Genomic DNA, 26,231 nt, shown 5'->3' on the forward strand with positions numbered 1-26,231 from the left:
AGCAATGCCGCGCAACAATGACAAGAACGAGATAACTATGAGAGTACTGCACATCGCCTATCAACAGCTGCGCCGCTACGGCCAGACTCGGGTGAGTTGGGCGCAGAAACTCAGCTTTGGTCTGATTAAGAACGACCACTACCTGCAAACGTTTAGCGACCGAGATATCGCTGCCTTTGAGGCGCCCCTGGGCATTCGCGATTTGGGGGTGGGCAAGGCCAACAAGCGCTTGCTGGAGATGGTCGATGCGATGGAGCCCGATCTTGTCATTGCCGGTCATTGCGACATGATCAGTAACGACACTCTGCGAGAGGTGAAAAAACTCGCTCCGAATTGCTTTATTGCCCACTGCAATAATGACCCGCTGTTTGTGCCCAGCAATGTTGAGCGTATCGCTTCGCGCGCCTCGGTTAGCGATGCCGTTTTCGTCTCAACGGGTCGGCGCGAGCTCAAACAATTTGAAGGCATTGGTGCGCGGCTTTATCACATGCCTAACCCCGTAGAAGCTTCCGTTGAGGTGTTGGATAACTCGCGGAAAACTGATCTGCCCATCGATTTGTTGTTCTGTAGTAATGCCACCAAATTTACCCAGCGCCTGGAAATGGTCGGCCGTATAAAAGAGGCGGTAAAAGACCAAATGAATTTCAAAACCTATGGCAGTTTTGGCGAGGCGCCGGTGTGGGGGCGCGACTACGATCGCGCCTTAGCCGAAACAAAAATGGGGCTAAACCTGAACCGCCAAGAGGGCGACTATTGGTATTCGTCCGCGCGAATGGCGCAGTTGGCGGGCAATGGCATTTTGCAGTTCACCCACAGTGGCCCGCGCTTCGACGAGCTTCTTCCCGAAGAGTCCGCTGTTTATTTTAATGATGAAGATGATCTGCTGGCGAAAATTCGCGAGTTTCATTTTGACGATGCTAAACGGCAGCACTGGGCATCACGGGCGCGGCAGTTCTACCACCAGGAAATGAATTCACGGCTCTATGCTCAATATATCGTTGAAGCCAGTATGGGAATCCCCTTCAGCCATGACTATGTGTGGGCGCGGGATATCCACCTCGACGGATCGATGAAATGACAATTGCGCTTAGCTCGCAGAAACCTTTTGCACAGGGCGGGAATCGACTGTGCTTTATCGACCCCGCTGATGCCGATCGCTGTATCAAAGTAAGGCGCCCCGACTTCACGCTCGAGGATTGTCGTCGAAAAAAGGGTTTTCCCAAGAACCTCAAGCCACTGTCTAGTTTTGATGACAGTTTGGAAGAATTTCACGTTATGCAGGGCTTTGAGCGCCACTATCCGGATAGTATTTTCGACCACGTTAGTCGCTGCTTTGGCTTTGTCGACACCGATATGGGGCGGGGCCTTAGCTCGGAACTCATTCGCGACAGTGATGGGCGCATTTCCATCACCCTGAAACAATATGTCTGGGAGCGTGGTTATACGCCAGACTGCCAGGCCGCGGTTGACGTGCTCTGCAAGCATTGGCTCGCGCATTGCGTGCCGTCGCGGGATATTCTTGTTCACAATGTTGTCGTGCAGCGCGACGTTAGCGCGGCCGGCGAGAATATTCGCCGGCTGGTTGTGATTGACGGCCTCGGTAGCTCCAACGTGATTCCGCTGTGGTGGCAGCCAAGAGCGCTGCAGCAGAAAAAGACGCAGCGGAAAATCGATAACTTCCACCAGAGAATAGACACTCTGATTCAAACCCGAAGTCGAGATAGCTTCCCTGGCACCCATGGCTTGCTGTTTCACGATGGGCTTAGCCAGAACGAGGCTGTGCCCTCGTCGACAAACATGAAGGACCCTGACGCATCATGAGTGGATCCCTGCGCATCGCCCAAGTCCTAGCGGGCGCCGAGCACGGCGGTGCCGAAAACTTTTTTGTACGCTTGAGTGCCGCACTGCAGGCATCGGGCAGTATTCACGAGCGCGCTTTTATTCGTCGCCATGCTCACCGCCTGGACGCCCTGCGTAGCCAGGGAGTGGAAGCAGAGGGCTTTCGCTTTGGCGGTAAATTCGATTTTTACGACGCCTGGGTGTATCGCCGTCGTCTGCGTGCTTTCAAGCCAGACGTGGTCATGACCTGGATGGGGCGCGCCAGTGACGCAACGCCAAAGGGTGATTACGTACTGGTGAACCGGCTCGGCCATTATTACAAACTGAAGTATTACCAGCAGGCTGACTACTGGGTGGGGATCAGCAAAGGAATTTGCCAGCACCTGATCGAGGGGGGAATGCCCGAGGAGCGTGTGGTTCACATTCCCAATTTCGCCGATGAAACCCCGGTCGAGCCTCTGCCGCGAGACAGCTTTGACACGCCTGCTGATGTTCCACTGTTACTCGCTGCAGGGCGTCTCCACGTAAACAAGGGCTTTGATACCCTGCTGCGCGCATTGGTCAATGTGCCCGACGCAGTCTTGTGGCTGGCTGGCAGCGGCCCGGAAGAGCAGGCCTTAAAGTCGCTGTGCAGTGAACTGGGGCTGGATAAGCGTGTTCGCTTTTTGGGCTGGCGGAATGATGTTACTGCGCTTATGCGCAGCGTCGATGCCTTTATTTGCCCCTCGCGACATGAAGGTCTGGGCTCAATCGTGATGGAGTCTTTTGCCCATCGCTGCCCAATTATTGCCACCCGCTCTCAGGGCCCCGGCGAGGTAATTGAACATGACTACTCGGGCTTGCTGACGGATATTGACGATGTCGGCCAGCTTAGTGAAGCGATGAACCTTGCGCTGACAGATGCAGCGCTTCGCGAGAGGCTGGTAGAAAATGCGACGCAGGTTTATGCCACAACATACAGCCGCCAGGTCATCGTGGATGCCTACCTCGATTTTTACCGCCGCATTGCTGAGCAGCGCTAACAGGCTTGCAGATGATGACTGACACCAGCGTAGTGCGAATTAATATTGCCATCTGCAGCTGCCAGCGGCCAAAGCTGCTGGCGAAGGCGTTGGCCAGTATTGCGGCGATGGCTTCTCCCGAGGGGACAGAGGTTATCGTCAGCGTTATTGATAACGACCCTCAGCAGTCTGCAAAAACGGTATGTCGCGATTGGCAAACCAAACTGGGTGTTGCGCTGCATTATGAGCACGAGCCTCGGCGGGGTATCCCGCTTGCTCGCAATCGAGCTATAGATGTTGCCCATCAGCTCGGTGCCCACTATTTGGTATTTATCGACGATGACGAATGGGTGGAGCCCGATTGGCTATGTGAGCTTTACCGCTATGCGCAGTCGCTCGGTGGCAAAGCCGTTGTGCACGGCGCGGTAGTGCCCGAGCTACCGCAAGGGGCGCCCCAATATATGGGTGAGATCTTTTTTGATAAAGGACGCCCAACGGGTACAGCGTTGGGTAGCTGCGCCACAAACAATGTGCTGATACCGATTTATGTAACTCAAGAGCTAGGCCTGCGGTTTGACGAGAGCCGCCCGCTGGCAGGCGGCACCGATACCTTGTTTTTTTGTGCAGCGGTAGAGCGTGGCGTGGAAATTTTTGAATGCGCAGAGGCGCGTGTTCACGAAGAAATCCCTACATCAAGGCTGAGCAGTCGTTGGTTAGCGAAACGAAAATATCGCGCGGGTATCACCTTGTCTCGGCGAAAACGCGAAGCCGGCCGTTCGGCGGTGGGTTTGTTGCTGTCGGCGGCTTTCCAAGTCGTGCTAAATGGCCTGCTGGCATTGCTGTCCGCTGTATTGTTTCAGCGCGTGGCGTACTACAAAGCGCTGATGAAGATGTCGCGCAATGCAGGGGTGTTGAGTGGGCTGATGGGGGCAACCACCGACAGCTACCAAAAAATTGAAGGGGCATAGGCCCTAAACGAGAAACGACGATGAAAATAATAGTCACCGGCGGCGCTGGTTTTATTGGTTCCGCTGTTGTGAGGCACCTGCTAGCAAACACTGATCACAGCGTCGTCAATGTCGATAAGCTAACTTACGCGGGAAATCTAGAATCACTGCCCGGTGCAGAACAAAATCCGCGTTACCAGTTTGAAAAACTCGATATTTGTGATGGCCAGGCGATGGCGCGGGTGCTTCGTGAACATCAGCCTGACGCGGTAATGCACTTGGCGGCGGAGAGCCATGTCGACCGTTCAATAGATGGCCCTGCAGCGTTTATCGAAACCAACATCGTTGGTACATACCAGCTGCTCGAGGCCGTGCGCGGCTATTGGTCTGGCCTAGACGAAGAACGCAAGTCGGCGTTCCGTTTCCATCACATCTCTACTGACGAGGTTTACGGCGATCTCGATGGGCCAGAAGAGTTGTTTACAGAACAGACGCCCTATGCCCCTAGCTCGCCCTATTCAGCGAGTAAGGCGAGCTCTGATCACTTGGTGCGCGCGTGGGGGCGCACATACGGCCTGCCCGTTATGCTGACGAATTGCTCCAATAACTACGGCCCTTATCACTTCCCAGAGAAATTGATCCCGCTGGTGATTCTTAACGTGCTTGAGGGAAAGGCGCTACCGATATACGGCAAGGGCGATCAAGTTCGGGACTGGTTGTATGTTGAGGATCACGCCCGGGCACTGGTGACGGTGCTCACAAAAGGAGCGGTTGGCCAGACTTACAACATCGGTGGCCACAATGAAAAAACAAACCTTGAGGTGGTGGAGCGTATTTGTGATTTGCTTGATGCAAAGTGCCCGCAACACCCCCCAGGTATCGCGAGTTATCGCCAGTTGATTTGTTTTGTTGCCGACCGTCCTGGTCATGATAAGCGCTACGCCATCGATGCAGGAAAAATCGAGCGCGAGTTGGGCTGGGTGCCGGTAGAGAGTTTTGAAAGTGGCCTGAACAAGACTATAGCTTGGTACTTGGAAAATACGCAGTGGTGCCAGCGTGTTCAGGACGGTAGCTATCAGAGGCAGCGCCTAGGCGTTGGAGACGGAGACGTTTCATGAAGGGTATTGTATTAGCCGGGGGCAGCGGCACCCGATTGCACCCGATTACCAAAGGGGTGTCTAAGCAGCTGTTGCCAGTCTATGACAAGCCGATGATTTATTATCCGCTATCGGTGTTAATGCTGGCGGGAATTCGTGACATCTTGATCATCACCACCCCTGAGGATCAATCATCATTTCAGCGCTTGTTGGGCGATGGCAGTGATTTTGGCATTCACCTGAGCTATGCAGTACAGGCGAAACCCGAGGGCTTGGCGCAGGCGTTTATTATTGGCGAGCAATTTATCGGCAATGACAGCGTATGCTTAGTGCTCGGGGATAATATTTTCTATGGCCAAGGGTTTCGGCCAATGCTTGAGTCCGCGGCTGCGCGAGGCAAAGGCGCAACCGTATTTGGCTATCAAGTTAAAGACCCTCAGCGTTTTGGTGTTGTCGAGTTTGATGAGCAGCGACGGGCGTTGTCGATAGAAGAAAAGCCGCAAAAGCCGAAGAGTCACTTTGCGGTTACCGGCTTGTATTTTTACGACAATGATGTGGTGGATATTGCCAAGCAGATAGAACCTTCCGAACGCGGTGAACTGGAAATTACCTGCATCAACAATGCTTACCTTGAGCGTGGTGATCTTCAAGTCGAGTTATTGGGGCGAGGCTTTGCCTGGCTAGACACCGGTACTCATGACAGCCTGTTGGCGGCGGCGCACTTCGTTGAAACCATTGAGTCGCGGCAGGGCTACAAAATCGCCTGCTTAGAAGAAATTGCGTATTTTCGCGGCTGGCTGAACAGTCAGGATATTGAACGCTTGGGGCAGTCTCTAGGTAAAAGTGGATATGGTGACTACCTGCTGTCGCTGCTGGAGCATGAATGAACACGGCTAGTGGCGCAGTGCGCATCGTTCACTGTATGAATGCTCAGAAGTTTACCGAGCCTTTCATCGATTTCGTTGAGCAGCATTTCGATAGCAGTGAGCACCGATTTATAATTCGGGAGGACGATAAGTTCGCCGTCAAAACGCGTGAAAATGTTGTCCTAGTGCCTAAATCGATAGGCCGCATTGCCTTGCTTAAACTCTATTACACTGAGTTCAAGTCTGCCGAGAAGATATTTCTACACGGTTTGTTTGCCAAAGACCTCGTTAAAATACTGGCACTGCAATATTGGGTGCTCAAGAAGTGCTATTGGATTATGTGGGGGGCTGACCTCTATCATTTTATTTTCCGCAAGCGCAGCTTACGTGCAAATATTTTTGAGCGCGTACGGGCGTTTGTTATTCGTCGCATCGGCCACCTCGTTAGCTATATTGATGGCGATATTGCATTGGCCAGGGAGTGGTATGGCGCTTCAGGGCAGGCGCATCGTTGCTTCATGTATTCAAGTAATTTGTATAAGCCCCTACCTGAAGTCAGCGCTGGAGAAAGCTCCACACAGACTGTGATATTGGTGGGTAATTCCGCTGACCCGCGCAATGAGCATATGGAGATCCTCGAGCGCATTGCGCCTTTTGCTGGGGAAAATATTCGTGTGGTTGCGCCGCTGTCCTATGGTCGTAAGCGCTATGCCGATGCGGTAATTGCTGAAGGGCAGAGGATATTCGGCGATAAATTCGAGGCGCTCACGGGCTTCATGCCCCTCAATGACTATGTTCGTTTGCTGGGTGAGGTGGATATCGCGGTGTTTAATCACCGTCGCCAACAGGCTATGGGCAATAAAATCAGTTTGTTGGGCTTGGGTAAAAAGGTGTACATGCGCAGCGACATAACACCTTGGGCATTGTTCGCGGAAGAGGGCATCAAAGTCTTTGATATAGAAGGTTTCGACCTCACCCACATTGCGCCCGAAGTCGCGCAGCGCAATAAGCAGCGGGTTGCGAGCGTGTTCTCCGAGGATAACTTGGTCTCGCAATACCGGGAGATGTTTGAGCCGTCATGAAAGTAGGGTTTCACATTATTGGCGCTAAGGGGCTGCAGTCTCTGAAAGCGTTTTTCGAGACATTTGGCGGCGAAGCGGTCGGCTATGTTATGGCGGCTCGCGATGCCGCGATTGAGTACGATGCGTTTGATGATATCGAAGATTATTGCAAAGCCTCGTCGCTGACGTTTTGTGCGCGTGGCGGGGCATTGGATGGTGTTGACGAGCAGTGTGACGCAATTTTTGCTATCGGCTGGCGTTGGCTGATCGATGAGACGGACAAGTTGGTCGTCTTTCACGACTCGCCGCTGCCCAGATATCGCGGCTTTGCGCCCCTGGTCAATATGCTTATTGATGGCTGTGATGAAATTGCCGTTACGGCGTTATTGGCGGCTGATCAGTATGATCGCGGCGATATCGTTGCGCAGGCCACTATGCCTATTACTTATCCACTTAAAATTGCCGACGCCATTGATCAGGCAGCTTCGTTGTACGCCAAACTGGTGGTCGAGGTGGGCGGTGCCATTCTCACGTCAGGCAGCCTGCAAGGGGAGGCGCAGGATGAGGCCAATGCCAGCTACAGTTTGTGGCGTGATGATGCAGACTACCGGGTAGATTTTTCCCGTTCTGCTATTGAGGTGCGGCGGTTTATCGATGCGGTGGGTTATCCCTATAAAGGGGCCTCGGCATTGGTGGGAGGGCTTTCTGTACGCCTGCTAGACGCTGTCGCCTTGGCTGATGTCAACGTTGAAAACCGCCAGGCCCACTTGGGGAAAGTCATCTTTATGGAAGGGAATTGCCCAGTGATAGTGTGTGGCAGTGGCTTGCTAAAAATTACGGAGTTGCGCGATGAGCAGGGGGCGTCCTTGCTGGGCAAATTGAAATTTCGTACGCGCTTTGAGGGCTGTTGATGAAAGATTTTCTTAGCTTTAACCGCCCGCCGCTCACAGGCAATGAGCAGCAGTATGTGATGCAGGCAATGGCCAGCGACAAAATATCGGGCGATGGCCAGTTTGGTAAGCGGTGCCAGCAATGGTTTGAAGAGCGCTTGGCCGTGCCAAAGACGCTGCTTACGCCGTCTTGTACGCATGCTCTGGAAATGGCGGCGCTGCTAATCGATATCCAGCCAGGTGATGAAGTTATTATGCCTAGCTACACGTTCGTTAGTACCGCGAATGCTTTTGCCCTGCGTGGCGCTAGAATCGTCTTTGTCGATGTGCGCCCAGATACCATGAATATTGACGAGACGCTGATCGAAGCCGCGATTACGGAAAAAACGCGGGCGATTGTCCCCGTCCATTATGCCGGTGTTGCCTGTGAGATGGATGCCATTATGGATCTGGCGGCGCGATATCAATTGTATGTGGTTGAGGACGCGGCTCAAGCCGTGCAGTCGCGCTTCTGCGGCCAAGCTGTCGGTACCCACGGGCATCTATCTGCTTTCAGTTTCCACGAAACCAAGAATGTGACGAGCGGTGGCGAGGGTGGCCTACTTATCATTAATGACGAGAAATTTGCGCAACGCGCGGAAATTATTCGAGAAAAGGGGACTAACCGCAGTCAATTTTTTCGTGGAGAGGTCGATAAGTATTCCTGGGTAGATGTCGGCAGCAGTTATTTGCCCAGTGAGCTGCAGGCTGCCTACCTGTGGGGGCAATTAGAGCGCGTTGAGCAGATCATCGAACATCGCTTGCAAAGTTGGCAGCGATATTACGAACGGCTAGCGCCGCTGGCCCAGAAGGGGGTGGTCAGTTTGGCGACGATTCCTTCTCATTGTGATCACAACGCCCATATGTTTTATCTTAAGGTGGCTGACTTGGCGCAGCGCGGGCAACTGCTGTCACATTTAAAGGCTCAAGGCATCCTCGCTGTTTTCCACTATGTGCCGCTGCACTCTGCCGATGCCGCCAGTCAATACAGCCGTTTTCATGGCGCTGATCGCTATACTACCAGCGAGAGTGAGCGCCTATTGCGCCTGCCGCTGTACTACGGAATGTCGGTAGCGGATATTGACCGGGTCTGCCAAGCGGTGAATGACTTCTTCGCATAGCTGCGCCCGCTGTCGCCGCTGGCTGCGACATTTCCCCACAATGATCGGAGGAAGCCCTCGGTCAATCTCTGTATAATCGCCGAAAATTCTTCGCCGGAGCTGGCTTGATGCCTCTTCGGCTCGCTGTGGCTATTGTGTCGACGGCTCTGAAATTACCCCCAAAGAAATCGAGTTTTTCATGTTACTACTGTCGAAAAAAGAAGACTGGCTCGGCAATATCCGCGCCGATATCCTCGCTGGTTTAGTGGTTGCGCTGGCGCTGATTCCCGAAGCGATCGCTTTTTCCATCATCGCAGGTGTAGACCCCAAAATCGGCCTGTATGCGTCGTTTTGTATCGCGGTGGTCATTGCCATTGTCGGCGGCCGTCCGGGGATGATCTCGGCGGCCACGGGGGCGATGGCGCTGCTGATGGTTACCCTCGTTAAGGAGCACGGCTTGCAGTATTTGCTAGCCGCGACCTTGCTTTGCGGAGTATTGCAGATCATTGCAGGCTACCTAAAGCTGGGGCAGCTGATGAGCTTCGTGTCGCGCTCGGTGGTCACCGGCTTTGTGAATGCCCTGGCCATTTTGATCTTTATGGCGCAGTTGCCCGAACTCACTAACGTGACGTGGCATGTCTACGCTATGACGGCGGCGGGTCTAGGGATTATTTACCTGTTCCCGCTACTGCCTAAAGTGGGCAAGGTTATCCCGTCGCCGCTGGTATGTATCCTGACGCTCACCGCATTTAGCCTCATTGTCGGTTTGGATATTCGCACAGTAGGCGACATGGGTGAGCTGCCCGACACGCTGCCTATGTTCCTGTGGCCAGACGTGCCGCTGAACTGGGAAACACTGCAGATCATCTTTCCTTACTCGGCCGCGTTGGCGGTGGTGGGTTTGCTGGAGTCGCTGATGACGGCGACGATCGTCGACGACCTCACCGACACGGGCAGCGATAAGAACCGCGAGTGTAAAGGCCAGGGTATTGCCAATATTTTCTCGGGCTTGCTCGGTGGTATGGCGGGCTGTGCCATGATCGGTCAGTCGGTTATCAATGTTAAGTCGGGTGGCCGAGGCCGTTTGTCGACCTTCTTTGCTGGGGCGATGTTGCTGACAATGGTGGTATTTCTCAGCGATTGGGTATCGCGTATTCCGATGGCAGCACTGGTGGCGGTAATGATTATGGTGTCGATCGGCACCTTTAACTGGTCCTCGATCAAGGGGCTGAAGACTAACCCGCTGTCGGCCAACATTATTATGCTTGCCACGGTGGCAGTGGTGGTATGGACCCATAACCTGGCTTTCGGGGTGCTGACGGGTGTGCTGCTCGCGGCGCTGTTCTTTGCTAATAAGGTCAGCCACTTCATGTACGTGGACAGCGTGCTCAAAGAGGACGGAGGTCAGCGTAACTACCGCGTCGTCGGTCAGGTGTTCTTTAATTCAGCGGATCGCTTCGCGGCAAACTTTGACTTTAAGGAAGCCCTTGATAAGGTGGTGATAGACCTGAGCCGCGCCCATTTTTGGGATGTTTCTGCCGTTGCCGCTTTGGACAAGGTGGTTATTAAATTTCGCCGAGAGGGTGCAGAGGTTGAGTTGATCGGCTTAAACGATGCCACGGCAACCATTGTTGATCGCTTTGGTATTCACGATAAACCCGAAGAAATTGAAAAAGTGCTGGGAGCCCACTGATGACGGATAACTATGTCTTGGCCTGCATTGATGGCGCCGCACTTAGCACTGCCGTGTGCGACTACGCGGCGTGGATCGCCAGCCGCGTTCAGGCGCCGGTTAAGTTGCTGCACAATCTTGAACATCGCCCGCAGGCGGCGGTAGCCGATTTAAGCGGCAGTATTGGCCTTGGCAGTCAGGAAGAGCTGCTGGAAGAGCTCACCCGAGTTGAGCAAGAGCGCAGCCGTCTGTTGATGCAGAAGGGCAAATTGATGCTCAAGGCAGCCGAAGAACGGGTGCATGCAGATGGCGTGGAGCAGGTTGAGTGCTGGCAGCGCCATGGCAGTCTGCAGGAGTCGCTGATTGAAAACGAGCAAGATATCCGCGTGCTGGTGATGGGCGTACGCGGTGAGGAGCACCACGCGGGGCAATTGGGCGCCCATTTGGAAAGTGTTATTCGCGGCTTGCACCGGCCAGTATTGGTGGTGAACAGCGCGTTTAGTGCACCGAAGAACGTCATGCTTGCCTACAACGGCACCGAGGCGTCTCAGAAGGCCCTGGACATGGTGGCCGCCAGTCCGCTTTTCAAAGATATTCCCTGCAAGCTGGTTTACGTTGGCGACGACAAACGGGCGGCGGAGATTTTAGCTGATGGCAGTCGCCGGCTCGCGGCGGCGGGCATAGCGCACGAGAGTGTGCGGCTGCAAGGAAAGATCGACGAGGCGCTCATCAGTTATCAGGCGAAAGAAGGGATCGACCTCACCGTAATGGGGGCGTACAGCCACCACCGCATTCGCGATGTGCTGCTGGGCAGCTTTACGGCGAAAATGCTCAGCAAGACCCAAAAGCCGCTGCTGCTATTACGCTAGGCGGGCTGAATCTGTCCGCTCTTCACATCGCCTAGCGGTGTGTTCGGCGGTAACATCGCCCTCAAGTGATGATTTCGGTCGCACTTGGAGGGTGAAAACTCGCCGCCAAGCGTTGTGCGATCGCCAAACCTGATAAAACGATAAACAAGGGGAAGGCTATGAACGCAATACAACCCGCCGTCAATGAGATTGCTGCACCACTTCACCAGGCATTCGACCTACAGCGCCAGGCCTATCTGGCCGCGCCAGTGCCCAACTACAGCGAGCGCAAACAAGACCTTCAGCGCTTGAAGAGCATGCTTAGCGACAACCGCGAAGCGATTATTGATGCGATCTGTCAGGATTATGGCAATCGCTCACGTCACGAGAGTTTGTTTGCGGAAATCATCGCAGTAACCGATGCCATCAACGATGTGATCAAGCATCTAAAAAAATGGATGCGCGTACAAAAACGCCACGTTGATCACACCATGTTTCCCGGCGGTCGCAACCGTGTCATTCCCCAGCCCTTGGGCGTGGTGGGAATCATCGTACCGTGGAATTTTCCGGTAAACCTCAGCTTTGTGCCTATTGCCCAAGCCTTTGCTGCGGGCAACCGCGCCATGGTGAAAATGTCTGAGAACTCGCGCGCACTGAGCGCCTTGCTTCGCGCGTTGACCGCCAAGTACTTCGCTGAAGACAAGCTGCAGTTTTTCGATGAAACCGGCGGTGTGGGCATCGAATTTTCGAAGATCCCCTTTGACCTGCTGGTGTTTACCGGCTCAGGCCAGACCGGCAAGTCGGTGATGGCCGCCGCGGCGCAAAATCTGACACCGGTGGTGTTGGAGCTCGGCGGCAAGGCCCCTGCGGTGATTGATCCAGACTACCCGATTGAAAAAGCCGTTGGACGAATCATGTTCATCAAGCAATTCAATGCCGGGCAAATTTGCACCAACGTCGACTATGTCTTCGTGCACAGCAGCCAACGAGAAGCCTTTGTGAACGAGGCCAAACGCTACGTTGCCAAGCACTGCCCTGATATTAATCATCAAGACTACACCTCAATTATCGACGACCGCTCGATGCAGCGTTTACAGGCTACCCTTGAGGATGCGCGTTCAAAGGGTGCAACGGTCATTAACCTGAGTGAGCAAGAAGCCAATGTCGAGGCGCGAAAACTGCCGCTGCACCTAGTGTTGGACACCACGCCCGAAATGACCATCCGCCAGCGCGAAACTTTCGGCCCGCTGTTAATGGTGTTGGAGTACGACAGCCCGTCCGAGGTGGTCGACTACGTGAATGCCCATGACCGCCCGCTGGCGTTTTACCCTTTCACCAAGAAGCGCGAGTTGGCCGACATGTATATTGAGCGGGTCATGTCGGGTGGCGTAACGGTTAACGATGCGCTATTCCACCTTGCTCAGCACGATCTGCCCTTTGGTGGTGTGGGCGGTAGTGGCATGGGTCACTATCACGGCTATGAAGGGTTTATCACCTTCAGCAAGCTGCGTCCGATCTACTATCAGCCCGGTTTCTCACCGATGGAGTGGTTGCGTCCACCCTATGGCAATTTCGCCACGCGCTTCTACAACCTGCTGCTAAAACTCAAGGGCTGATCGCTCGTCATTTAGCCAGCGTCTCAATAGGGGAGCGTAGCTGCTCCCCGTGCTCCCCAGAAAACCAATAAATAGGAATTGCTATGAAGACTGCAATGCGCCTGTTGAGCAGTACTGTGCTGCTCGCGATGACCCTAAGCGGCTGTAGCCGCGATGTTGACACGCAGGTCAACGCTGATAGCCAGCCTGTTAATGCTGAACGAATCATTGCTGCCGCGCCCGGTGAGTGGGTGAGCCACGGCCGTGATTATGCCGAGCAGCGTTTTAGTCCGCTCAAGCAGATCAACGATGAAACCGTAAGCGAGCTGGGCTTGGCGTGGTATGCCGACTTGCCCACGCGTCGCGGTATTGAGAGCACGCCGCTAATGGCAGACGGCGTGCTATACGTAACGGCGTCGTGGGGCCACGTGCTCGCCTTTGATGCACGTAACGGCTCGCTGCTTTGGCACTTTGACCCCAAGGTTCCCAAGGACTACGGCGTCAATGGTTGCTGCGACGGGGTTAACCGCGGCGTGGCACTTTGGGGCAACGCTGTTTACGCCGCCAGTTACGACGGCCGCTTGAGTGCCCTCGACAGACACACAGGCGAGCTGCAATGGCAGGTGGATACCCGAATAAACCAGCAAGACCCCTACACCGTTACCGGTGCGCCGCGTATTGTCGACGGTCGCGTCATTATTGGTAACGGCGGTGCCGAACTTGGCGTTCGCGGTTATGTGAGTGCCTATGACGCGAAGACCGGAGAGTTGGACTGGCGTTTTTACACGGTGCCCGGTAATCCGGCAAAGGGTTTTGAAGACGACACCCAGAAAATGATCGCCAAAACGTGGCATGGTAAGTGGTGGGAAAATGGCAAGGGCGGCGGTACTGCTTGGGACTCTTTCGCCTATGATCCCGAGCTGAACCTGCTTTACATCGGTGTTGGCAATGGCTCGAGCTGGAACCGCAAAGCGCGCAGTGATGGCAAAGGCGATAATTTATTTCTGTCGTCAATAGTGGCCGTGAAAGCCGACACTGGAGACTATGTCTGGCACTACCAAACGACCCCCGGCGACAGTTGGGATTACACGGCGACACAGCACATGATTCTCGCCGAATTAGAGATTGATGGCGTCGAGCGTAACGTCATTATGCAAGCGCCGAAGAATGGCTTCTTTTATGTGCTTGATCGCCGCACTGGCGAATTATTGTCGGCTGAAAAATACATGCCCGTTAATTGGGCAAGCCATGTGGATATGGAAACGGGACGGCCGGTGGAGGCACCGGGGCTGCGCGATGGCACTTTCCCGGGCATGGTCCGACCCGCGCCCAGCGGTGCCCATAATTGGCAGCCCATGTCCTATAGCCCGCAGACGGGTTTGGTATACATTCCGGCAATGAGCTCGGGGGCAATCTATTCAGACGACTTTTCCGCGAAAGACCGCAAGGGCACCTGGAATACCAACTACGCTGTTGAAGCAATGCTCGAGGTGCCCGACCAGGTGACTGTAGAGCAACGCAAGGCAATGGGTGAAATGCTGCTGCAGTCGGTGCTGATCGCCAGGGACCCGGTCACCAATACCGATGCGTGGCGAATTGAGGGCGGCTACTTTTCGGCCAGCGGCTTGCTGTCCACGGCGGGGAACTTGCTGTTTCAAGGAGACTTGGACGGCCAGTTTCGCGCCCGCGCGGCCGATACCGGGAAGTTGCTTTGGCAAAAAGATGTACAGGGCGGTTTGATGGCGGCGCCGATGAGCTATGAGCTTGATGGTGAGCAGTATATTGCCATTGCCCAGGGCTGGGGCGGTATCAGTGGCCTGCCCTATGGCGCAGTGTCTGGCCCGAGGAATATGATCAATATCAGCCGCGTGCTGGTCTTTAAGCTCGGTGCCAATACCGAGCTGCCGCGCATCCCGGTTGTTGAGCAAGCCCTGCCAAAACCTGCATTGGCGGCGGCAAGCGATGAAGAAATTGCGAAAGGGCGTGAGCTTTTCAATCTCTACTGCGCGGTCTGTCACGGTGGCAATGCCATTAGTGCGGGGCTGATTTCCGATTTGCGTTATCGCATTAATGACCTCGACGAGGCGTGGCTTGCGATTGTGCGCGACGGGGCGTTGGCTTCCATGGGCATGCCCGCGAGAGGTGAGTTCATCGATAAAGAAGAAGCCATCGCGATCAAGCACTATGTTGTCGAGCAGGCGCGCTTAGGGCACGAGCGTGGCGAGAAGCGCTTGATAAGGGGCGCTGCGCAATAGCCGATCAGCAGAGGGAAAAACAGCGGCTGTTGCCGCTGTTTTTTTTGTGCGCTTATTTCGCTGAACTTATTTCGTTGAGCTTATTTCACTGAACTTAAGGTCACTGGCCGGGTATTTTCCAATGCGTTCAGGAAGGTGACAATGCTCGCCGTGTCAGCGTCGCTGAGTGAGCGGCCAAGTTGTAACCACGCCATCTGTTTTACCGCTTCGTCCAACGTTTTGGCAGCGCCATCGTGGAAGTAGGGCGCGGTGCGTGAAATATCGCGCAGGGCTGGCACCTTAAACACAAAGCGGTCGCTCGCCTTGCCGGTCACTTCCTGACGGCCAATGTCGCTGGTATTGGCATAGGCGTTCACCACCCCCATTTTTTGGTACATGGTGCCGCCCAGGGTCGCGCCGCTGTGGCAGGCGATGCAGCCCGTGCTAATGAAGGTTTTTAAGCCCTGCTTTTCTGCTGCGCTCAGCGCTTGGTCGTCGCCGCGCAAGAAATCGTCAAAACGGTCGCGGGTGATCAAGGTGCGCTCGAAGGCGGCAATCGCCTCGGCCATATTGTCGTAGCTCAGTGCAGGCTCAGCATTGGGGAAGGCCTTGGCGAAGGCTTTTGTGTAACCCGCGTCACGCAGTCGCTGTTCGGCAGTTACCTCATCGGGCATGGCCATTTCTACCGGGTTGAGAATGGGGCCCTTTGCCTGGGCTTTCAGGTCGGCGGCGCGGCCGTCCCAGAACTGTGCAACATGAAAGCCGGCGTTAAACGAGGTGGGCGAGTTGCGACCGCCGCGTTCGCCGAGCGCGCCTAGCGAGGTGGGCTCGTTGTCGACACCGGCACCGTTGTTGTCCACTTGGTGGCAGCTGTTGCAAGACTGGCTACCATTGGTCGACAGCGCCGTTTCAAAATAGAGCTGTTCACCGAGGGCAATGCGCTCGGGCGTGTCATTTTCGCTGCCAGGCATTGTGGCGGGCAGTGGTTTGAAAAAGGCTTGTGCCTGGGCGCGAAGCGCGGCATCGGCGTTGGCTGTTGCGCTGGTAGCGAGGCCGCCAAGGCACAGGCCGACGACCGCGAGGGTATTTTTAACGCTGTTGTTAAGCACGGGATTACTTCCTTGGGTAAATTAAGGACGCATCATACGTGCTCGAATCACTAAGATTAAATCTTAAAAATCTATCGGTCTCATAGGATTTGGCAATAGCTGTTAGTGTCGCTGCCTACCACTGGTAGCTCATGCTGGCGAATACGCTCCGGCCCGGGTTTTGGCTTGGGTTATAGGTGCTGGGGAACATCGCGGTATCAATCACTTGGTTGAGGCTGCGCTCGTCACTTAAATTTTTGCCGCCAACCGTCAGCGCCCAGCCTTGCTCGTCACTGCGCAGTGTCAGGTTTGCTGCGACGGTTGTGGTGTCGGGAATACGGGTGTTTTCGTCCAGGTCGGTATCCGTGTAGTGCTCGCCCTGGTGCTGAATATTCATGGCCGCGCGAAGCAGCAGGCTACCGAGCTGATATTCCAAAGTCGGGCTGATGGTTGCCGTGAATTGTGGTGCGAAGGCTAGGGTTTCACCGCTGAGATCTTGTTTGGCGCCGATACCGTCACTGATCGGGGCCGGGCCATTTTCATATTCTTTGTAGCGAGCCCGCAGGTAACCCAGTGAGGCGTTAATACTGAGCGGCGTGTAGGGTGTTAGCCATTGAAGCTCAGTTTCGACCCCCTCGGAAAAGGCCGCCGCAGCATTGGTTACGTCGAACAGGAGGCCATTGAAAGCCAGTACTTGAAGGTCGTTAAAGTCCATGCGGTAGGCGGTCATATTTAATTGCAGGCTGTTGTCTAGCCACTGACTGCGCAAGCCAAGTTCTATAGAGCTGGCTTTTTCGGGTTCAAACTCCAGCTGCTCGCCAGTAAATGAAATGGCATTTACACCGCCACTTTTAAAACCGCGAGATACGCTGGTGTAGAATGAGATGTCCTCATTTAAAAAATAACTTAGGGTCAGCTTAGGCGACAGCTGCGTTTCGCTGCGATCTATTTGGCCTGGGGCATAGTCTTGTCCGCCGATAAGGGTCGCGGTAATGCAGGGCAGCAATGGGTTACTGCATTTACCTTCGCCAGTGGGGGTGGATTTTTTGGTTTCATGGTTTAGGCGCAGCCCGGGTGTGAGTACCCACTTCTCGCTTAGATCCCAACTCACCTGACCAAATAGGGCGGTGGCCTCAGTGTTTTGGCGGTAGTCGAATCGGTAGTAGTCGCTTTCCTGGAGCGTGCTTGTCAGTTGGGGTAACAGCGTGGCTAAGGTGCCTGCGAGTGGGTTGCCCGGTGCATTGCTGTTGCCACCTAACAGTTGCTGGGCGTCTTTAGTGAGCGCGTAGGAGGCAATGTCTTGCCCGACAATAACGTCGGCAACAATACGAAAATCACTGTTGAAGTAGTAAAGCCCACTAATAAATTCGACATTGCCACCCAGGCCGAATAGCGACTCAGCGGCGCCACTGAATCGCCATTCCACACTTTGCTGGCTGTAGTCGTCGACTTCATTTAAGTTAAGTAAATCAGCAGGGGATACATCCAGGTCTTGTCGCTGCTCAACGTCGAGCCAGGAGAGCCCCACAACCACGGTAGAGTCAAGGCGAGACAGTCCACCCACTTCGCCAAAATCGTAGCTGCCGCGCAGTGCGACACTGTCGGAGCGCTGGTAGAGCTTCCCGTCCTCATTAAAACTGGTTTGGAAATTAAACGGGTCGTCCTCAATTTCGGGGTCAAAGGTCTGTAGATAGTCCCGAGTATCGTCGTCGAGCTTCATTAACTGCCGTGGCCAGAAGTTAACGCGGGTGACGGATTGCTGCGCAATAAACTCCAGTTCACTGCGATCACTCGGTTGCCAATTGAGCTTTGCTCGCAGTGCGTCTTGGTCTCGGTCGTCCTCTTTTCGCTCGAGTTTAGTGTTTTCCAGGCGGCCGTCGCGCTGCCACTTCATGGCGGACAAGCGCAGTCCGAGACTGGGGCTAAAGCGATACCCGACGCCTGCCTCAAGACGTTGTTCGCCGTATTCTTCGTCGCGGTAGCTCAGCTTCCCTTCACTGTCCTCTTCGGCGGGGACAGTTTGGCTGCTGACATTGAAAACACCGGCGATCGTATTTTTACCGAACAGCGTGCCTTGTGGTCCACGCAGCACTTCCACCCGCGCAAGGTCATACATCGACTCGCTGAAGTAGCTGGGGCGACCGTAGAACACCTCATCCTGAACCAGCCCTACCGCAGGCTCGAAGCTGGGGTTAAAACTGTTGGTGCCAAAGCCGCGAATGAATACCTGAGGTGAGGACGGGCTGGTGAATTCGACTCTGACATTGGGTACGTAGGCAGACACGGCGACCAAATCGCCGATGGCGTTGTCCTGCATAAAGTCGCCAGACAGGGCGCTGATTGAAATTGGAACGTCCTGCAGACTTTGCTGGCTCTTCTGCGCGGTGACGACCACCTCCTCTAAAACGCGGGGGCGGTTTTCGGCTTCGGCGTTGGGGCTGAGCAGGGCCAAGGCAAGGATGCCTAGGGCGGTCGTTCTACTATTGTTGTGCGTTGTCATGGCGTTTTCTCGTTTTTATTATGTATCGTTTTTTTGTGTTCTGGTGTGCTTAAAAGCCGGTAATGATCAGCAAGCTACCGGTAAAAAGCAGCAGGGCGTAAACCACATTGCGAAAACGTTGCTCGTCTACTCGGTGGTGGAGATATTCACCTACGACGACGCCAGCGACTAACACCGGGGCAATTGCGGCGACCTTGGGTAGCGCGGGGTAGAGGCTTCCATCGATGGCGAAGACGACGGTGAGTAAGCTGTTTAAGCTGAACCACACGGTGATTAGTGTGGCGCGAAAAGCCGCTTTATCAAGTTGGGTGCCCGTCAACGCATAGACCAGCAACGGGCCGCCAGAGGCGTAGAGGCCGTGGGTAATCCCGGCGCCCAGCATCCAGCCCCGTGTCCACAGCGCGCCGTGACGGCGGCTGCTCAGACCGCGATAGGCGCGCAGCAGCTCGCGCCCCGCAAACCAGACGACCAGGGCGCCAAATAATAATTGCAAAAGCTGATCGCCGAGCCAGGGCCTCAACAGATAGCCCGCCAAGGTGCCACTAACCATTAACGGCAGAATCAGCTTTAGTAAGGTGGGCCAATGAATGTGCTGGTGGTGGCGGGCCAGTAGGTAGCCCGTCATACAGATATTCAGCGGTACCAGCACGGGTAGCATGGCCTCAATGGGTAGCAACAACGCGCCCAGTGATAGGGCGATAACAATGCTGCCAAAGCCGGTGATCGCTTCAATGCTGTAGGCAACAAAAACGAAAATCGCCAGAAGAATCCAAGGGTCCATTAATGCTGCTCCAGTTCCACGGCAAATTTGCGCCGCATTAGGCGGTGGAAGGTTGTTGGCGCAATGCGCCACAGCAAGCTTGCCAACCAAATTCCGCGGTGGGGAAACAAGTGTGGTTTGCGCCGTTCGGCGGCCTGTAAAATTGCCGCGGCCAGCGGTTCGGGCTCGCCAATGCCGCCGAGGGTGGAGCGTGCGTGCCGCGCAGCGTTGCCATCGGCACCGAGGGCATTTTGTTCGATATTGGTGTTCACAAAGGCGGGATACACCATCAGTATGTGCACGCCATTGTCCCGTTCTTCGCCACGCAGTACCTCAAAAAACTGGCCTAGGGCGGACTTTGCGCTGCAATACGCGGCTCGGCCGAGCACGGGCATCCAACCCGCCATTGAGCCGATGTTGATGATACTGCCGCGACTGCGTCGCAGCAGCGGGAGCAAGGCCATGCTGAGGGATACAGGGGCTTGCCAGTCGATGGCCATCACTTTTCTAAACACCGCTGGGTCAGTGTGGCCGGCGAGAGAGCGGTGGGTAATACCCGCGTTATTCACCAGGATATCTAAGCGTCCGCTTGCGGTGATGGCGCGAGCGACAGCGTTGATGGCGGCGGTATCGGCAAGGTCGGCAACAACGGTGTGCACACGCTCGTTGCCGAGTGCCGCGCTGCGTTGCTGCAGTCCCTCGGCGTCGCGGTCGACGAGCCACACGCAGTCACCGCGTTGATAAAACTGTTGCGCCATCGCCCAGCCTAGACCGCTGGCGGCACCAGTAATGAGTACTGTCTTCATAGCTGCCCCCGGGCGCGGGCGTGGTCGATAAACAGCTCCAATACTTGCGCTGAACTCAACTGCGGTTGATAGCCAAATTCTTCTTTCAAGCGGCGATTGCTCAGTACCGGGCGATAGCGCAAGAAGTTAATCTGCTCGGGCCGGTAGCGGCTTAGGCCGAGTCGATGGCCCACCGCGAGAGCGGTTTTAAGCAGCGCCGCAGGTAAGCGCAACAGGGGTTTATTTAAACGCTCTGCCACTTCATCAATGCGCAGGGCGCCGTCACCGGCGAGATTAAACACGCCCACTTGGGATTCAATAATGCCTTTCTCCACAATCCGGAGCAGGTCTTCGTCCCAAATAAAGACAAAGGGCGAGTCAGAGCCGCGAATAGCCAATAGGCGTTTCTTTTCAAAGAGCTGGGTAATCTGATTGCGGGTTTGGCGCCCCAGTACGGTGCCAGGGCGCAAAATGAGCTGCTTGAGCTCCGGGTGCACGCGGCGCTGCTCGGCTAAGTACTCTTCAACCAGCCGCTTGTGGCGGGCATAGGCAAATTCGTCATTGCCGCGCAGCGGGTCGCTTTCATCGATCCAGCTGGGGTTATCGGGATGGTAGCCATAGGCTGCGCCGGAGCTGGTGACGGTGAGGTGTTGTACACCGGCCTTCAAGCAACATTGCACAACATTACGCGTGCCGTTTACGTCGATGTCGTAGTCGCGCTGCTCGTCGCCGCTGGCTTCGAGTACCGAGGCGAGGTGCACAACGTGGCTGACCTGGTGCTCGCTCAGAATATCAGCCAGCTTCGGGTCGCGAATATCGCACTGGATGTAATTCGCGTCGTCAGTAGGGCGAATGTCTACGCCAATCACGGCGTAATCTTTACTGAGTCGCTCGCTGAGTTGGCGGCCGATATAGCCGCCGGCGCCGGTAATGAGAATACGTTTAGGCATGGACAGTCTCCGCGCTGCGCGACCAGTAAAAAGCCAAACAAAGGCCGGCAGCCAAATGCCAGAAGCTCCAGAAGCCTGCGATAAGCATCATGCCGCCCGCCTCGGGGAAAAAGGTGAAAATGATCGACAAGCCGAGTGCTGAATTTTGTATGCCGACCTCCATGGTGACGGCGCGGCGCTCGGCCTGGGGAAGTTTGATAACGCGGCCAGCCAAGTCGCCAAGCAGCAGCGCGCCGGCGTTTTGCAGGGCAACAAGCAGCAAGATGCGGTCGGCGTACTCCATAAATAGCTGCTGATTGCGGGAGAAGGCGATCACGACAAAGCACAGAAACACCAGCAGGGTGACCGCGCGCATGGGCTTTTCGGCACGGGTGGCCCATTCCGGGTGGCGTTTACCAACGGCCATGCCCAGCAGCATGGGTAGCACTAATACCAATGCGACCAGCAGCAAAATGTTCATTGGCTCCAGAGAAATGCCGCGCAGTAACTCTCGGGTGGCGGGGTTAAGCTGCGCGTACAGGCCGAAATTAAGGGGAGTCATCACGATGGCCGCCAAGCTGGAAACGGCGGTCATGCTGACCGAGACGGGCACACTGGCGCGGCCCAGCCAGGTCATAATATTGGAGAACGTCCCGCCTGGGCAGGAGGCGATGAGTATCATGCCCAGTGCTAATTCTGCCGGCACATCGAAGGCGATTGTCGCCAGGCAGGTCGCCGCTGGCAGCAGAAGAAACTGTGCCACCAAACCGGCAGCGGGCGCGTGGGGTTGCCGTAATACGCGAACGAAGTCGTCACGGCGCAGGCCCATGGACACACCAAAGATCATGCCCGCTAGAATCCCGTTAAGCAGGATCAGGCTCTGGGGGCTAAACGCGACTTGAATATCAGCGTACATATGCGGCGTCGCTCTGCGGCAGATCGCGCTGCAGTTGCTGTATATGCCGTTTGACGCTGCGGCGATAGCTGTCTTTGTGCACGTAATAGGCCATGCGCTCGAGCTGTAAGTAGCGATAGCCGCCGTCGAGGCGCTGGCCGCAGTGGCGGGCAATGTCGCGTTCGAGTTGCAGCGCGGCTTTGCCGCCGGCTAATTGCTGACGAATATACAGAGCGACCATCTCCGCCTGCTCGCTACGACCTTCCCAGCCAAGCCCCGTTGCTTCAATCATGCCCATCACAAACAAATTGCGGTGCTCGGGATGGAACACATTTAAATACAGTGAGGGTGCACCGCCGTCTTGCCAGTTGAGGTGCTTTCGGTCGATAAATGGATAGTGGAGCTGGTAACCGGTCGCCTGCAAAATCAGGTCGTAGTCGGCGTATTCGCCATTGCTGAACTCGACGCTTAGGTCGTTAGTGTTGGCAATGTCGCCACGGGCCGTGATGTCGCCATGACCAAGGTGGTGCAGCATCTGTGAATTGATCACCGGGTGTGACTCATACATTTTGTAGTCGGGATCGGGCAGGCCGTAGTCCGAGGGTTTGCCCACCGCAAGGCGAATCATCAATGCGTCAAGGCGCTGTTTTATTGGCCTCGGTAGCGGAATCAGTCCACCCAGCGTATCGGTGGGGCGACCCGCGATAAACTTGGGAAGAAAGTAGTAGCCGCGGCGCACCGATACGTCCACGGATTTGGCGCGGTGCACGGCATCCACGGCAATATCGCAGGCGGAGTTGCCGCAACCGACAATTAATACCCGCTTGCCGGCAAAGACCTCGGCATTGCGGTAGTCTGCGGAGTGCATTAGTTCACCAGAGTAATTACCGGGCAGTTTGGGGGCATTGGGGTGGTGCAAGGTGCCATTGGCGATTAGCAGGCCGTCGAAGTCTTCGATATGACGCTTACCATTTTGCTCGCTAACAATCCGCCAGCCACCGTTATCCAGCGGGCTGGCATCGATCACTTTGGTGTTAAATCGGTAGTGCGGGTAGAGGCGAAAGTGCTGGGCGAAATCTCGGAAATACTGGCGCAGTTCGCTGTGATGCGGATAAGGCGCGCCGCTTTTCGCCATGGGGAACTCTTTGAACTCGGTCATTCCTCGTGACGAAATCAGGTGAGCAGAGTCGTACATTGTGCTGTGTGGATTGTCGATGTCCCACAGGCCGCCAACATCGCTGTGCAGCTCAAATCCGGTAAAGGGGATGTCGTACTTTTGTAAATTCCGAGCCGCCGCCAGGCCCATTGGGCCAGCGCCAATTAATGCGTACATAGCACATACTCTTGTTATCTTTATTGCTTTACAGCTTAATTGAACAGCTATTGCGCGTAACGGCTTTTTCAGGACGGCAATCTGCCAATTCAGGACTATGACCGAACCCACCGTCACATTGCGGTTTACACAGGGCTTGCTGCAGGCCGCCGAGCGCCGGGGTATTGAGCTTCCTCCCGCGTTGAGTCGTCGTGTGCCGGAAACCGGGCGCACGCCTTTGGCGGTGCAAGATCAATTGTGGCAGGTCTACTGCGATGCTGTTGATGACCCCCTAGTCGGTTTGCAGCTCGGCCTGGGGCTGCAGGTTGGGCACCTGGACCTTGTCGGTATGCTGCTAATGAGCTGCGAAACGCTGGGCGAGGCACTCGACCTGCTACTGGAATATCACCCCATTGTGGGCGAAGGGGGCGACTTTGCTCTGCGTCACGCTGGTGGCAACTGCCTGTTAATCTATCAGCCCCACTATCAAACTTGCCGCCGCCAGCGAGTGGAAGCGGTGCTGGCCTGTGTACTGAATTTAGCGCGCTGGGTCAGTGGTGGGGAGTTTGCGGTGCGATGTCTGCAATTTACCTCGGCCGCTGCCGCGCCGATGGCCGACTATCGGCGCATGCTGGGCGCATCGCTGCAGTTTGACGCCCCCGAGGATGCGCTGGTTTTCGACCCCGCCTTAGTCGCCACGCCGCTTATCCAGGCAAATACCGAGATTCGAGACCAGCTAAAAAAGCTGGCCGATAAACTGCTGCAGGACATGGAGCGGGGCGAATACAGCATGGCTGTGCAGCGAATGCTTCGCCAGCAGCCTCAGTGGGGTAAGGAGCGAGTGGCCGAAGCATTGGGAATGAGTGGGCGCCACTTGGTACGAAAGCTCCAGCATGAGGGCGTCACTTTCAAGCTGTTGCGCAGCAGCTTGTTACAAAAAATGGCGGAAGAGCGCTTGCAACGCGGTGAGCCGGTGTCGGGCATAGCCGAGGAGTTAGGTTTTTCCGATGAGAGTGCCTTTGCAAAGGCCTTTAAGCGCTGGTCGGGGCAAACCCCTTCACAGTATCGCGAGCAGTGACGGTAACTACGTATCAATCTGTTCCACTGCTTGTGTCTTCATAGGTGGCTATGACTGCGGAGACAAACGATGTTTTTAGCGCGTTTAATCTATACCAGTGAGGTTATTGAAGGCTTCGATCAACTCGACATTGAAAGTATCTTGAGCGTGGCTCGCGAGCGTAATAAAGAGCTAAATGTCACAGGGGTCCTGTTTTTTAACAGCCGTTATTTCTTACAGTGCTTGGAAGGCTCCCGCAGTAATATCAACGCAATCTACCACCGTATTCTCAACGACTCGCGCCACACAAACCCGGTTTTGCTCGATTATCGTGAAATTGCTGAGCGGGATTTCAGCGCCTGGCAAATGGGCTATATCGCAGAGACGCAAAAAAACACGCGACCTTTATCGACAGTTCTCACCGGTGAGTGACTTCAATGCTTATCGCATGTCCGGTGAAAGCTGCTATCGCCTGCTCAAACAGATGGCGGCATCCGCGCCAATGCTGTGAACCGCAAGCGAAGCCCACGTCCTCAAGGTTGAAACTGGTCAACCTGGCAGCTCTCTTCCGGAGCGCGATGGTCGACGATGCACTCGAAATAGGGCACTTCAGCGTTGTACTGTCCATCTAGCATTTTGCGCAACTGCTCAAAGGCGGTGCGCATGACAGGGTGGTTTGCATCGGCTTCGCTGCCATGACCTGCTAGATTTAGCGTGCTGTCCGCTTCCCCTGCGCCGAGGGTGCCGGTGCCGGTTGTGCCTGGGTTTTGCCCCTCGGGAATACCTACTACCGTGAAAAACTGCGTCGCAATGCCTGCTGTGGTGAGCGCCCCCGCCATTTCGCGCCCCTGATTGTGGGGCACCAAGCCATCGTTGACCGGGTGAATAACGGTTGCTGCTTGTATGCCGCCAAGCTGCATTTGAGCCGCGTGTAACGCGGGAGATCGGCGCTGGTAGGCCAGCGGGCATTCGACTGGCGTGCCACCGGTATCGCGTTCAATGCCCTCTGCTGCGGCCATTGCCGTGCTATTCCCGGTAGCTTCTGCAGCGGCTTTTGCTTCGCTGTAGGTTTCCGCAAGCTGGCTGACGCCCTCGGCGGTAATCCAATAATCGTAAAGGGCCTCGCCGTCTTCACTGAGGGCGGCCGACTCCACAATAGCAGTGCCCGAAACCGCACCGCCCATCGACACGCCAAACAGGTATACCGTGTCGATAGTTGGGAATTTTTCCAGGGCATACTCTGTAGCGGCAATAGTGTCATAAGCCCCGCGCAGGGTGGGAAAGCCCAGGTTGTCGCGGTAGTTGGTGGCGACAAACGCAACACTGCCGGGGGCGTTTTCATAGTTTTGTGCAAGGCGGAGCTCGCGCCGCATATGGGGCAACCAGCTTGCCTGCACGGTGTGGCCGATACCGTGGCTAAACACCACCAGTCGCGTAGGCTGTTCGCCCTGCTTAAATACCAGTAGTCCCTCAGGTTGCGGCAAGTTGGACTCGCTGTCAGGAGCACACGAAGGGTTGATATCCAGGGGAGTTATTGTGTGCTGTGATGCTGTGACAAAAGTTTCGACAATGGCATTGTCACTTCGAGTTTGACTAACGCTGCCGTTGTTACAAGCACAGAGGGCAAGTGCAGCAAAAGCTGCGCTGCATCGAGAAAACGTCATAGGCGGCCACCATTGGTTGCCGAGCGTCTTTACGCTCGGCTTATTATTAAAA

The 26,231-nt window shown here is 55.3% G+C and carries 23 protein-coding genes; 15 read left to right on the top strand and 8 right to left on the bottom strand.

The annotated features are described in order from the left end of the window. Nucleotides 1-37 precede the first annotated feature (37 nt). The 13 genes from H573_RS0114575 (at nt 38) to H573_RS0114635 (ending at nt 15,210) form a co-directional block, all read left to right on the top strand. A complete protein-coding gene (locus H573_RS0114575) occupies nt 38-1,078 on the top strand; it encodes a glycosyltransferase family protein (RefSeq protein WP_027874910.1) in 1,041 nt (346 codons plus the stop codon). Next, nucleotides 1,075-1,821 (top strand): YrbL family protein, encoded by a 747-nt coding sequence (locus tag H573_RS0114580; protein WP_027874911.1) that lies wholly within the window; start codon nt 1,075-1,077, stop codon nt 1,819-1,821. The genes H573_RS0114575 and H573_RS0114580 overlap by 4 nt, the downstream gene beginning before the upstream one ends. Beyond that, nucleotides 1,818-2,861, top strand: coding sequence for a glycosyltransferase (locus tag H573_RS0114585; RefSeq protein WP_036256965.1), 1,044 nt, complete (start codon nt 1,818-1,820; stop codon nt 2,859-2,861). The genes H573_RS0114580 and H573_RS0114585 overlap by 4 nt, the downstream gene beginning before the upstream one ends. 11 nt (nt 2,862-2,872) lie before the next feature. Next, complete coding sequence (locus H573_RS0114590) at nt 2,873-3,808, top strand: glycosyltransferase family 2 protein (protein WP_027874913.1); 936 nt, start codon at nt 2,873-2,875, stop codon at nt 3,806-3,808. A 20-nt stretch (nt 3,809-3,828) separates the two neighbouring features. After that, the gene (gene rfbB, locus H573_RS0114595) at nt 3,829-4,905 is read left to right on the top strand and encodes a dTDP-glucose 4,6-dehydratase (RefSeq protein ID WP_027874914.1); all 1,077 of its coding nucleotides are present in this window, start codon (nt 3,829-3,831) and stop codon (nt 4,903-4,905) included. Beyond that, nucleotides 4,902-5,771: a glucose-1-phosphate thymidylyltransferase RfbA gene (gene rfbA, locus H573_RS0114600; protein ID WP_027874915.1), complete on the top strand. Its 870-nt coding sequence runs from the start codon at nt 4,902-4,904 to the stop codon at nt 5,769-5,771. Before rfbB ends, rfbA begins: the two co-directional genes overlap by 4 nt. Then, nucleotides 5,768-6,832, top strand: coding sequence for a TDP-N-acetylfucosamine:lipid II N-acetylfucosaminyltransferase family protein (locus H573_RS0114605; protein ID WP_027874916.1), 1,065 nt, complete (start codon nt 5,768-5,770; stop codon nt 6,830-6,832). Before rfbA ends, H573_RS0114605 begins: the two co-directional genes overlap by 4 nt. Continuing rightward, nucleotides 6,829-7,722 (top strand): methionyl-tRNA formyltransferase, encoded by an 894-nt coding sequence (locus H573_RS18450; RefSeq protein ID WP_051171344.1) that lies wholly within the window; start codon nt 6,829-6,831, stop codon nt 7,720-7,722. Before H573_RS0114605 ends, H573_RS18450 begins: the two co-directional genes overlap by 4 nt. After that, on the top strand, nt 7,722-8,861 hold the full coding sequence (gene rffA / locus H573_RS0114615) for a dTDP-4-amino-4,6-dideoxygalactose transaminase (RefSeq protein WP_036256966.1): 1,140 nt from the start codon (nt 7,722-7,724) through the stop codon (nt 8,859-8,861). Before H573_RS18450 ends, rffA begins: the two co-directional genes overlap by 1 nt. Nucleotides 8,862-9,039: 178 nt before the next feature. Further along, the gene (locus H573_RS0114620) at nt 9,040-10,533 is read left to right on the top strand and encodes a SulP family inorganic anion transporter (protein WP_027874918.1); all 1,494 of its coding nucleotides are present in this window, start codon (nt 9,040-9,042) and stop codon (nt 10,531-10,533) included. Continuing rightward, nucleotides 10,533-11,381: a universal stress protein gene (locus tag H573_RS0114625; protein WP_027874919.1), complete on the top strand. Its 849-nt coding sequence runs from the start codon at nt 10,533-10,535 to the stop codon at nt 11,379-11,381. Before H573_RS0114620 ends, H573_RS0114625 begins: the two co-directional genes overlap by 1 nt. Nucleotides 11,382-11,539: 158 nt before the next feature. Next, nucleotides 11,540-12,976, top strand: coding sequence for a coniferyl aldehyde dehydrogenase (locus tag H573_RS0114630; RefSeq protein WP_027874920.1), 1,437 nt, complete (start codon nt 11,540-11,542; stop codon nt 12,974-12,976). A gap of 83 nt (nt 12,977-13,059) precedes the next feature. After that, entirely contained in the window at nt 13,060-15,210 is a 2,151-nt protein-coding gene (locus H573_RS0114635; RefSeq protein WP_027874921.1) for a PQQ-dependent dehydrogenase, methanol/ethanol family, read from the top strand. Between the two features lie 80 nt (nt 15,211-15,290). Here H573_RS0114635 and H573_RS0114640 read toward each other — a convergent pair whose 3' ends face one another. The 7 genes from H573_RS0114640 to H573_RS0114670 all read right to left on the bottom strand — a co-directional run bounded on the left by H573_RS0114640 (nt 15,291) and on the right by H573_RS0114670 (nt 23,479). After that, complete coding sequence (locus H573_RS0114640; RefSeq protein WP_027874922.1) at nt 15,291-16,298, bottom strand: cytochrome-c peroxidase; 1,008 nt, start codon at nt 16,296-16,298, stop codon at nt 15,291-15,293. A 115-nt stretch (nt 16,299-16,413) separates the two neighbouring features. Continuing rightward, nucleotides 16,414-18,777 (bottom strand): TonB-dependent receptor, encoded by a 2,364-nt coding sequence (locus H573_RS18455; RefSeq protein ID WP_051171345.1) that lies wholly within the window; start codon nt 18,775-18,777, stop codon nt 16,414-16,416. 49 nt (nt 18,778-18,826) lie between these two features. Then, nucleotides 18,827-19,558 (bottom strand): sulfite exporter TauE/SafE family protein, encoded by a 732-nt coding sequence (locus H573_RS0114650; protein ID WP_027874923.1) that lies wholly within the window; start codon nt 19,556-19,558, stop codon nt 18,827-18,829. Next, nucleotides 19,558-20,343 carry an SDR family NAD(P)-dependent oxidoreductase gene (locus H573_RS0114655; protein WP_027874924.1) on the bottom strand — a complete coding sequence of 262 codons (786 nt, stop codon included), beginning with the start codon at nt 20,341-20,343 and terminating at the stop codon, nt 19,558-19,560. Before H573_RS0114655 ends, H573_RS0114650 begins: the two co-directional genes overlap by 1 nt. Then, nucleotides 20,340-21,272 (bottom strand): SDR family oxidoreductase, encoded by a 933-nt coding sequence (locus tag H573_RS0114660; RefSeq protein ID WP_036256967.1) that lies wholly within the window; start codon nt 21,270-21,272, stop codon nt 20,340-20,342. Before H573_RS0114660 ends, H573_RS0114655 begins: the two co-directional genes overlap by 4 nt. Further along, nucleotides 21,265-22,167: a bile acid:sodium symporter family protein gene (locus tag H573_RS0114665; RefSeq protein ID WP_027874926.1), complete on the bottom strand. Its 903-nt coding sequence runs from the start codon at nt 22,165-22,167 to the stop codon at nt 21,265-21,267. The genes H573_RS0114660 and H573_RS0114665 overlap by 8 nt, the downstream gene beginning before the upstream one ends. After that, the gene (locus H573_RS0114670; RefSeq protein ID WP_027874927.1) at nt 22,157-23,479 is read right to left on the bottom strand and encodes a flavin-containing monooxygenase; all 1,323 of its coding nucleotides are present in this window, start codon (nt 23,477-23,479) and stop codon (nt 22,157-22,159) included. Before H573_RS0114670 ends, H573_RS0114665 begins: the two co-directional genes overlap by 11 nt. Before the next feature lie 97 nt (nt 23,480-23,576). Between H573_RS0114670 and H573_RS0114675 the strand changes: the two genes are divergently transcribed. Beyond that, complete coding sequence (locus H573_RS0114675) at nt 23,577-24,536, top strand: AraC family transcriptional regulator (protein WP_036256968.1); 960 nt, start codon at nt 23,577-23,579, stop codon at nt 24,534-24,536. Nucleotides 24,537-24,605: 69 nt separating this feature from the next. Beyond that, nucleotides 24,606-24,947: a BLUF domain-containing protein gene (locus H573_RS18460; protein ID WP_205618948.1), complete on the top strand. Its 342-nt coding sequence runs from the start codon at nt 24,606-24,608 to the stop codon at nt 24,945-24,947. Between the two features lie 101 nt (nt 24,948-25,048). On the opposite strand, the gene H573_RS0114685 is transcribed toward H573_RS18460, so the two are convergent. After that, entirely contained in the window at nt 25,049-25,999 is a 951-nt protein-coding gene (locus tag H573_RS0114685) for an alpha/beta hydrolase family protein (RefSeq protein ID WP_027874929.1), read from the bottom strand. Between the last annotated feature and the right edge of the window lie 232 nt (nt 26,000-26,231).

Origin of the sequence: Neomelitea salexigens DSM 19753, from assembly GCF_000422345.1 — a bacterium.
GTDB lineage: Bacteria > Pseudomonadota > Gammaproteobacteria > Pseudomonadales > Spongiibacteraceae > Spongiibacter > Spongiibacter marinus_A.

What these genes read in the sequence shown, in the direction of transcription:
- H573_RS0114575 (WP_027874910.1), top strand. Translation starts at nt 38, where the DNA reads ATGAGAGTACTGCACATCGCCTATCAACAGCTGCGCCGCTACGGCCAG.
- H573_RS0114580 (WP_027874911.1), top strand. Translation starts at nt 1,075, where the DNA reads ATGACAATTGCGCTTAGCTCGCAGAAACCTTTTGCACAGGGCGGGAAT.
- H573_RS0114585 (WP_036256965.1), top strand. Translation starts at nt 1,818, where the DNA reads ATGAGTGGATCCCTGCGCATCGCCCAAGTCCTAGCGGGCGCCGAGCAC.
- H573_RS0114590 (WP_027874913.1), top strand. Translation starts at nt 2,873, where the DNA reads ATGATGACTGACACCAGCGTAGTGCGAATTAATATTGCCATCTGCAGC.
- rfbB (WP_027874914.1), top strand. Translation starts at nt 3,829, where the DNA reads ATGAAAATAATAGTCACCGGCGGCGCTGGTTTTATTGGTTCCGCTGTT.
- rfbA (WP_027874915.1), top strand. Translation starts at nt 4,902, where the DNA reads ATGAAGGGTATTGTATTAGCCGGGGGCAGCGGCACCCGATTGCACCCG.
- H573_RS0114605 (WP_027874916.1), top strand. Translation starts at nt 5,768, where the DNA reads ATGAACACGGCTAGTGGCGCAGTGCGCATCGTTCACTGTATGAATGCT.
- H573_RS18450 (WP_051171344.1), top strand. Translation starts at nt 6,829, where the DNA reads ATGAAAGTAGGGTTTCACATTATTGGCGCTAAGGGGCTGCAGTCTCTG.
- rffA (WP_036256966.1), top strand. Translation starts at nt 7,722, where the DNA reads ATGAAAGATTTTCTTAGCTTTAACCGCCCGCCGCTCACAGGCAATGAG.
- H573_RS0114620 (WP_027874918.1), top strand. Translation starts at nt 9,040, where the DNA reads ATGTTACTACTGTCGAAAAAAGAAGACTGGCTCGGCAATATCCGCGCC.
- H573_RS0114625 (WP_027874919.1), top strand. Translation starts at nt 10,533, where the DNA reads ATGACGGATAACTATGTCTTGGCCTGCATTGATGGCGCCGCACTTAGC.
- H573_RS0114630 (WP_027874920.1), top strand. Translation starts at nt 11,540, where the DNA reads ATGAACGCAATACAACCCGCCGTCAATGAGATTGCTGCACCACTTCAC.
- H573_RS0114635 (WP_027874921.1), top strand. Translation starts at nt 13,060, where the DNA reads ATGAAGACTGCAATGCGCCTGTTGAGCAGTACTGTGCTGCTCGCGATG.
- H573_RS18455 (WP_051171345.1), bottom strand. Translation starts at nt 18,777, where the DNA reads ATGACAACGCACAACAATAGTAGAACGACCGCCCTAGGCATCCTTGCC.
- H573_RS0114650 (WP_027874923.1), bottom strand. Translation starts at nt 19,558, where the DNA reads ATGGACCCTTGGATTCTTCTGGCGATTTTCGTTTTTGTTGCCTACAGC.
- H573_RS0114655 (WP_027874924.1), bottom strand. Translation starts at nt 20,343, where the DNA reads ATGAAGACAGTACTCATTACTGGTGCCGCCAGCGGTCTAGGCTGGGCG.
- H573_RS0114660 (WP_036256967.1), bottom strand. Translation starts at nt 21,272, where the DNA reads ATGCCTAAACGTATTCTCATTACCGGCGCCGGCGGCTATATCGGCCGC.
- H573_RS0114665 (WP_027874926.1), bottom strand. Translation starts at nt 22,167, where the DNA reads ATGTACGCTGATATTCAAGTCGCGTTTAGCCCCCAGAGCCTGATCCTG.
- H573_RS0114670 (WP_027874927.1), bottom strand. Translation starts at nt 23,479, where the DNA reads ATGTACGCATTAATTGGCGCTGGCCCAATGGGCCTGGCGGCGGCTCGG.
- H573_RS0114675 (WP_036256968.1), top strand. Translation starts at nt 23,577, where the DNA reads ATGACCGAACCCACCGTCACATTGCGGTTTACACAGGGCTTGCTGCAG.
- H573_RS18460 (WP_205618948.1), top strand. Translation starts at nt 24,606, where the DNA reads ATGTTTTTAGCGCGTTTAATCTATACCAGTGAGGTTATTGAAGGCTTC.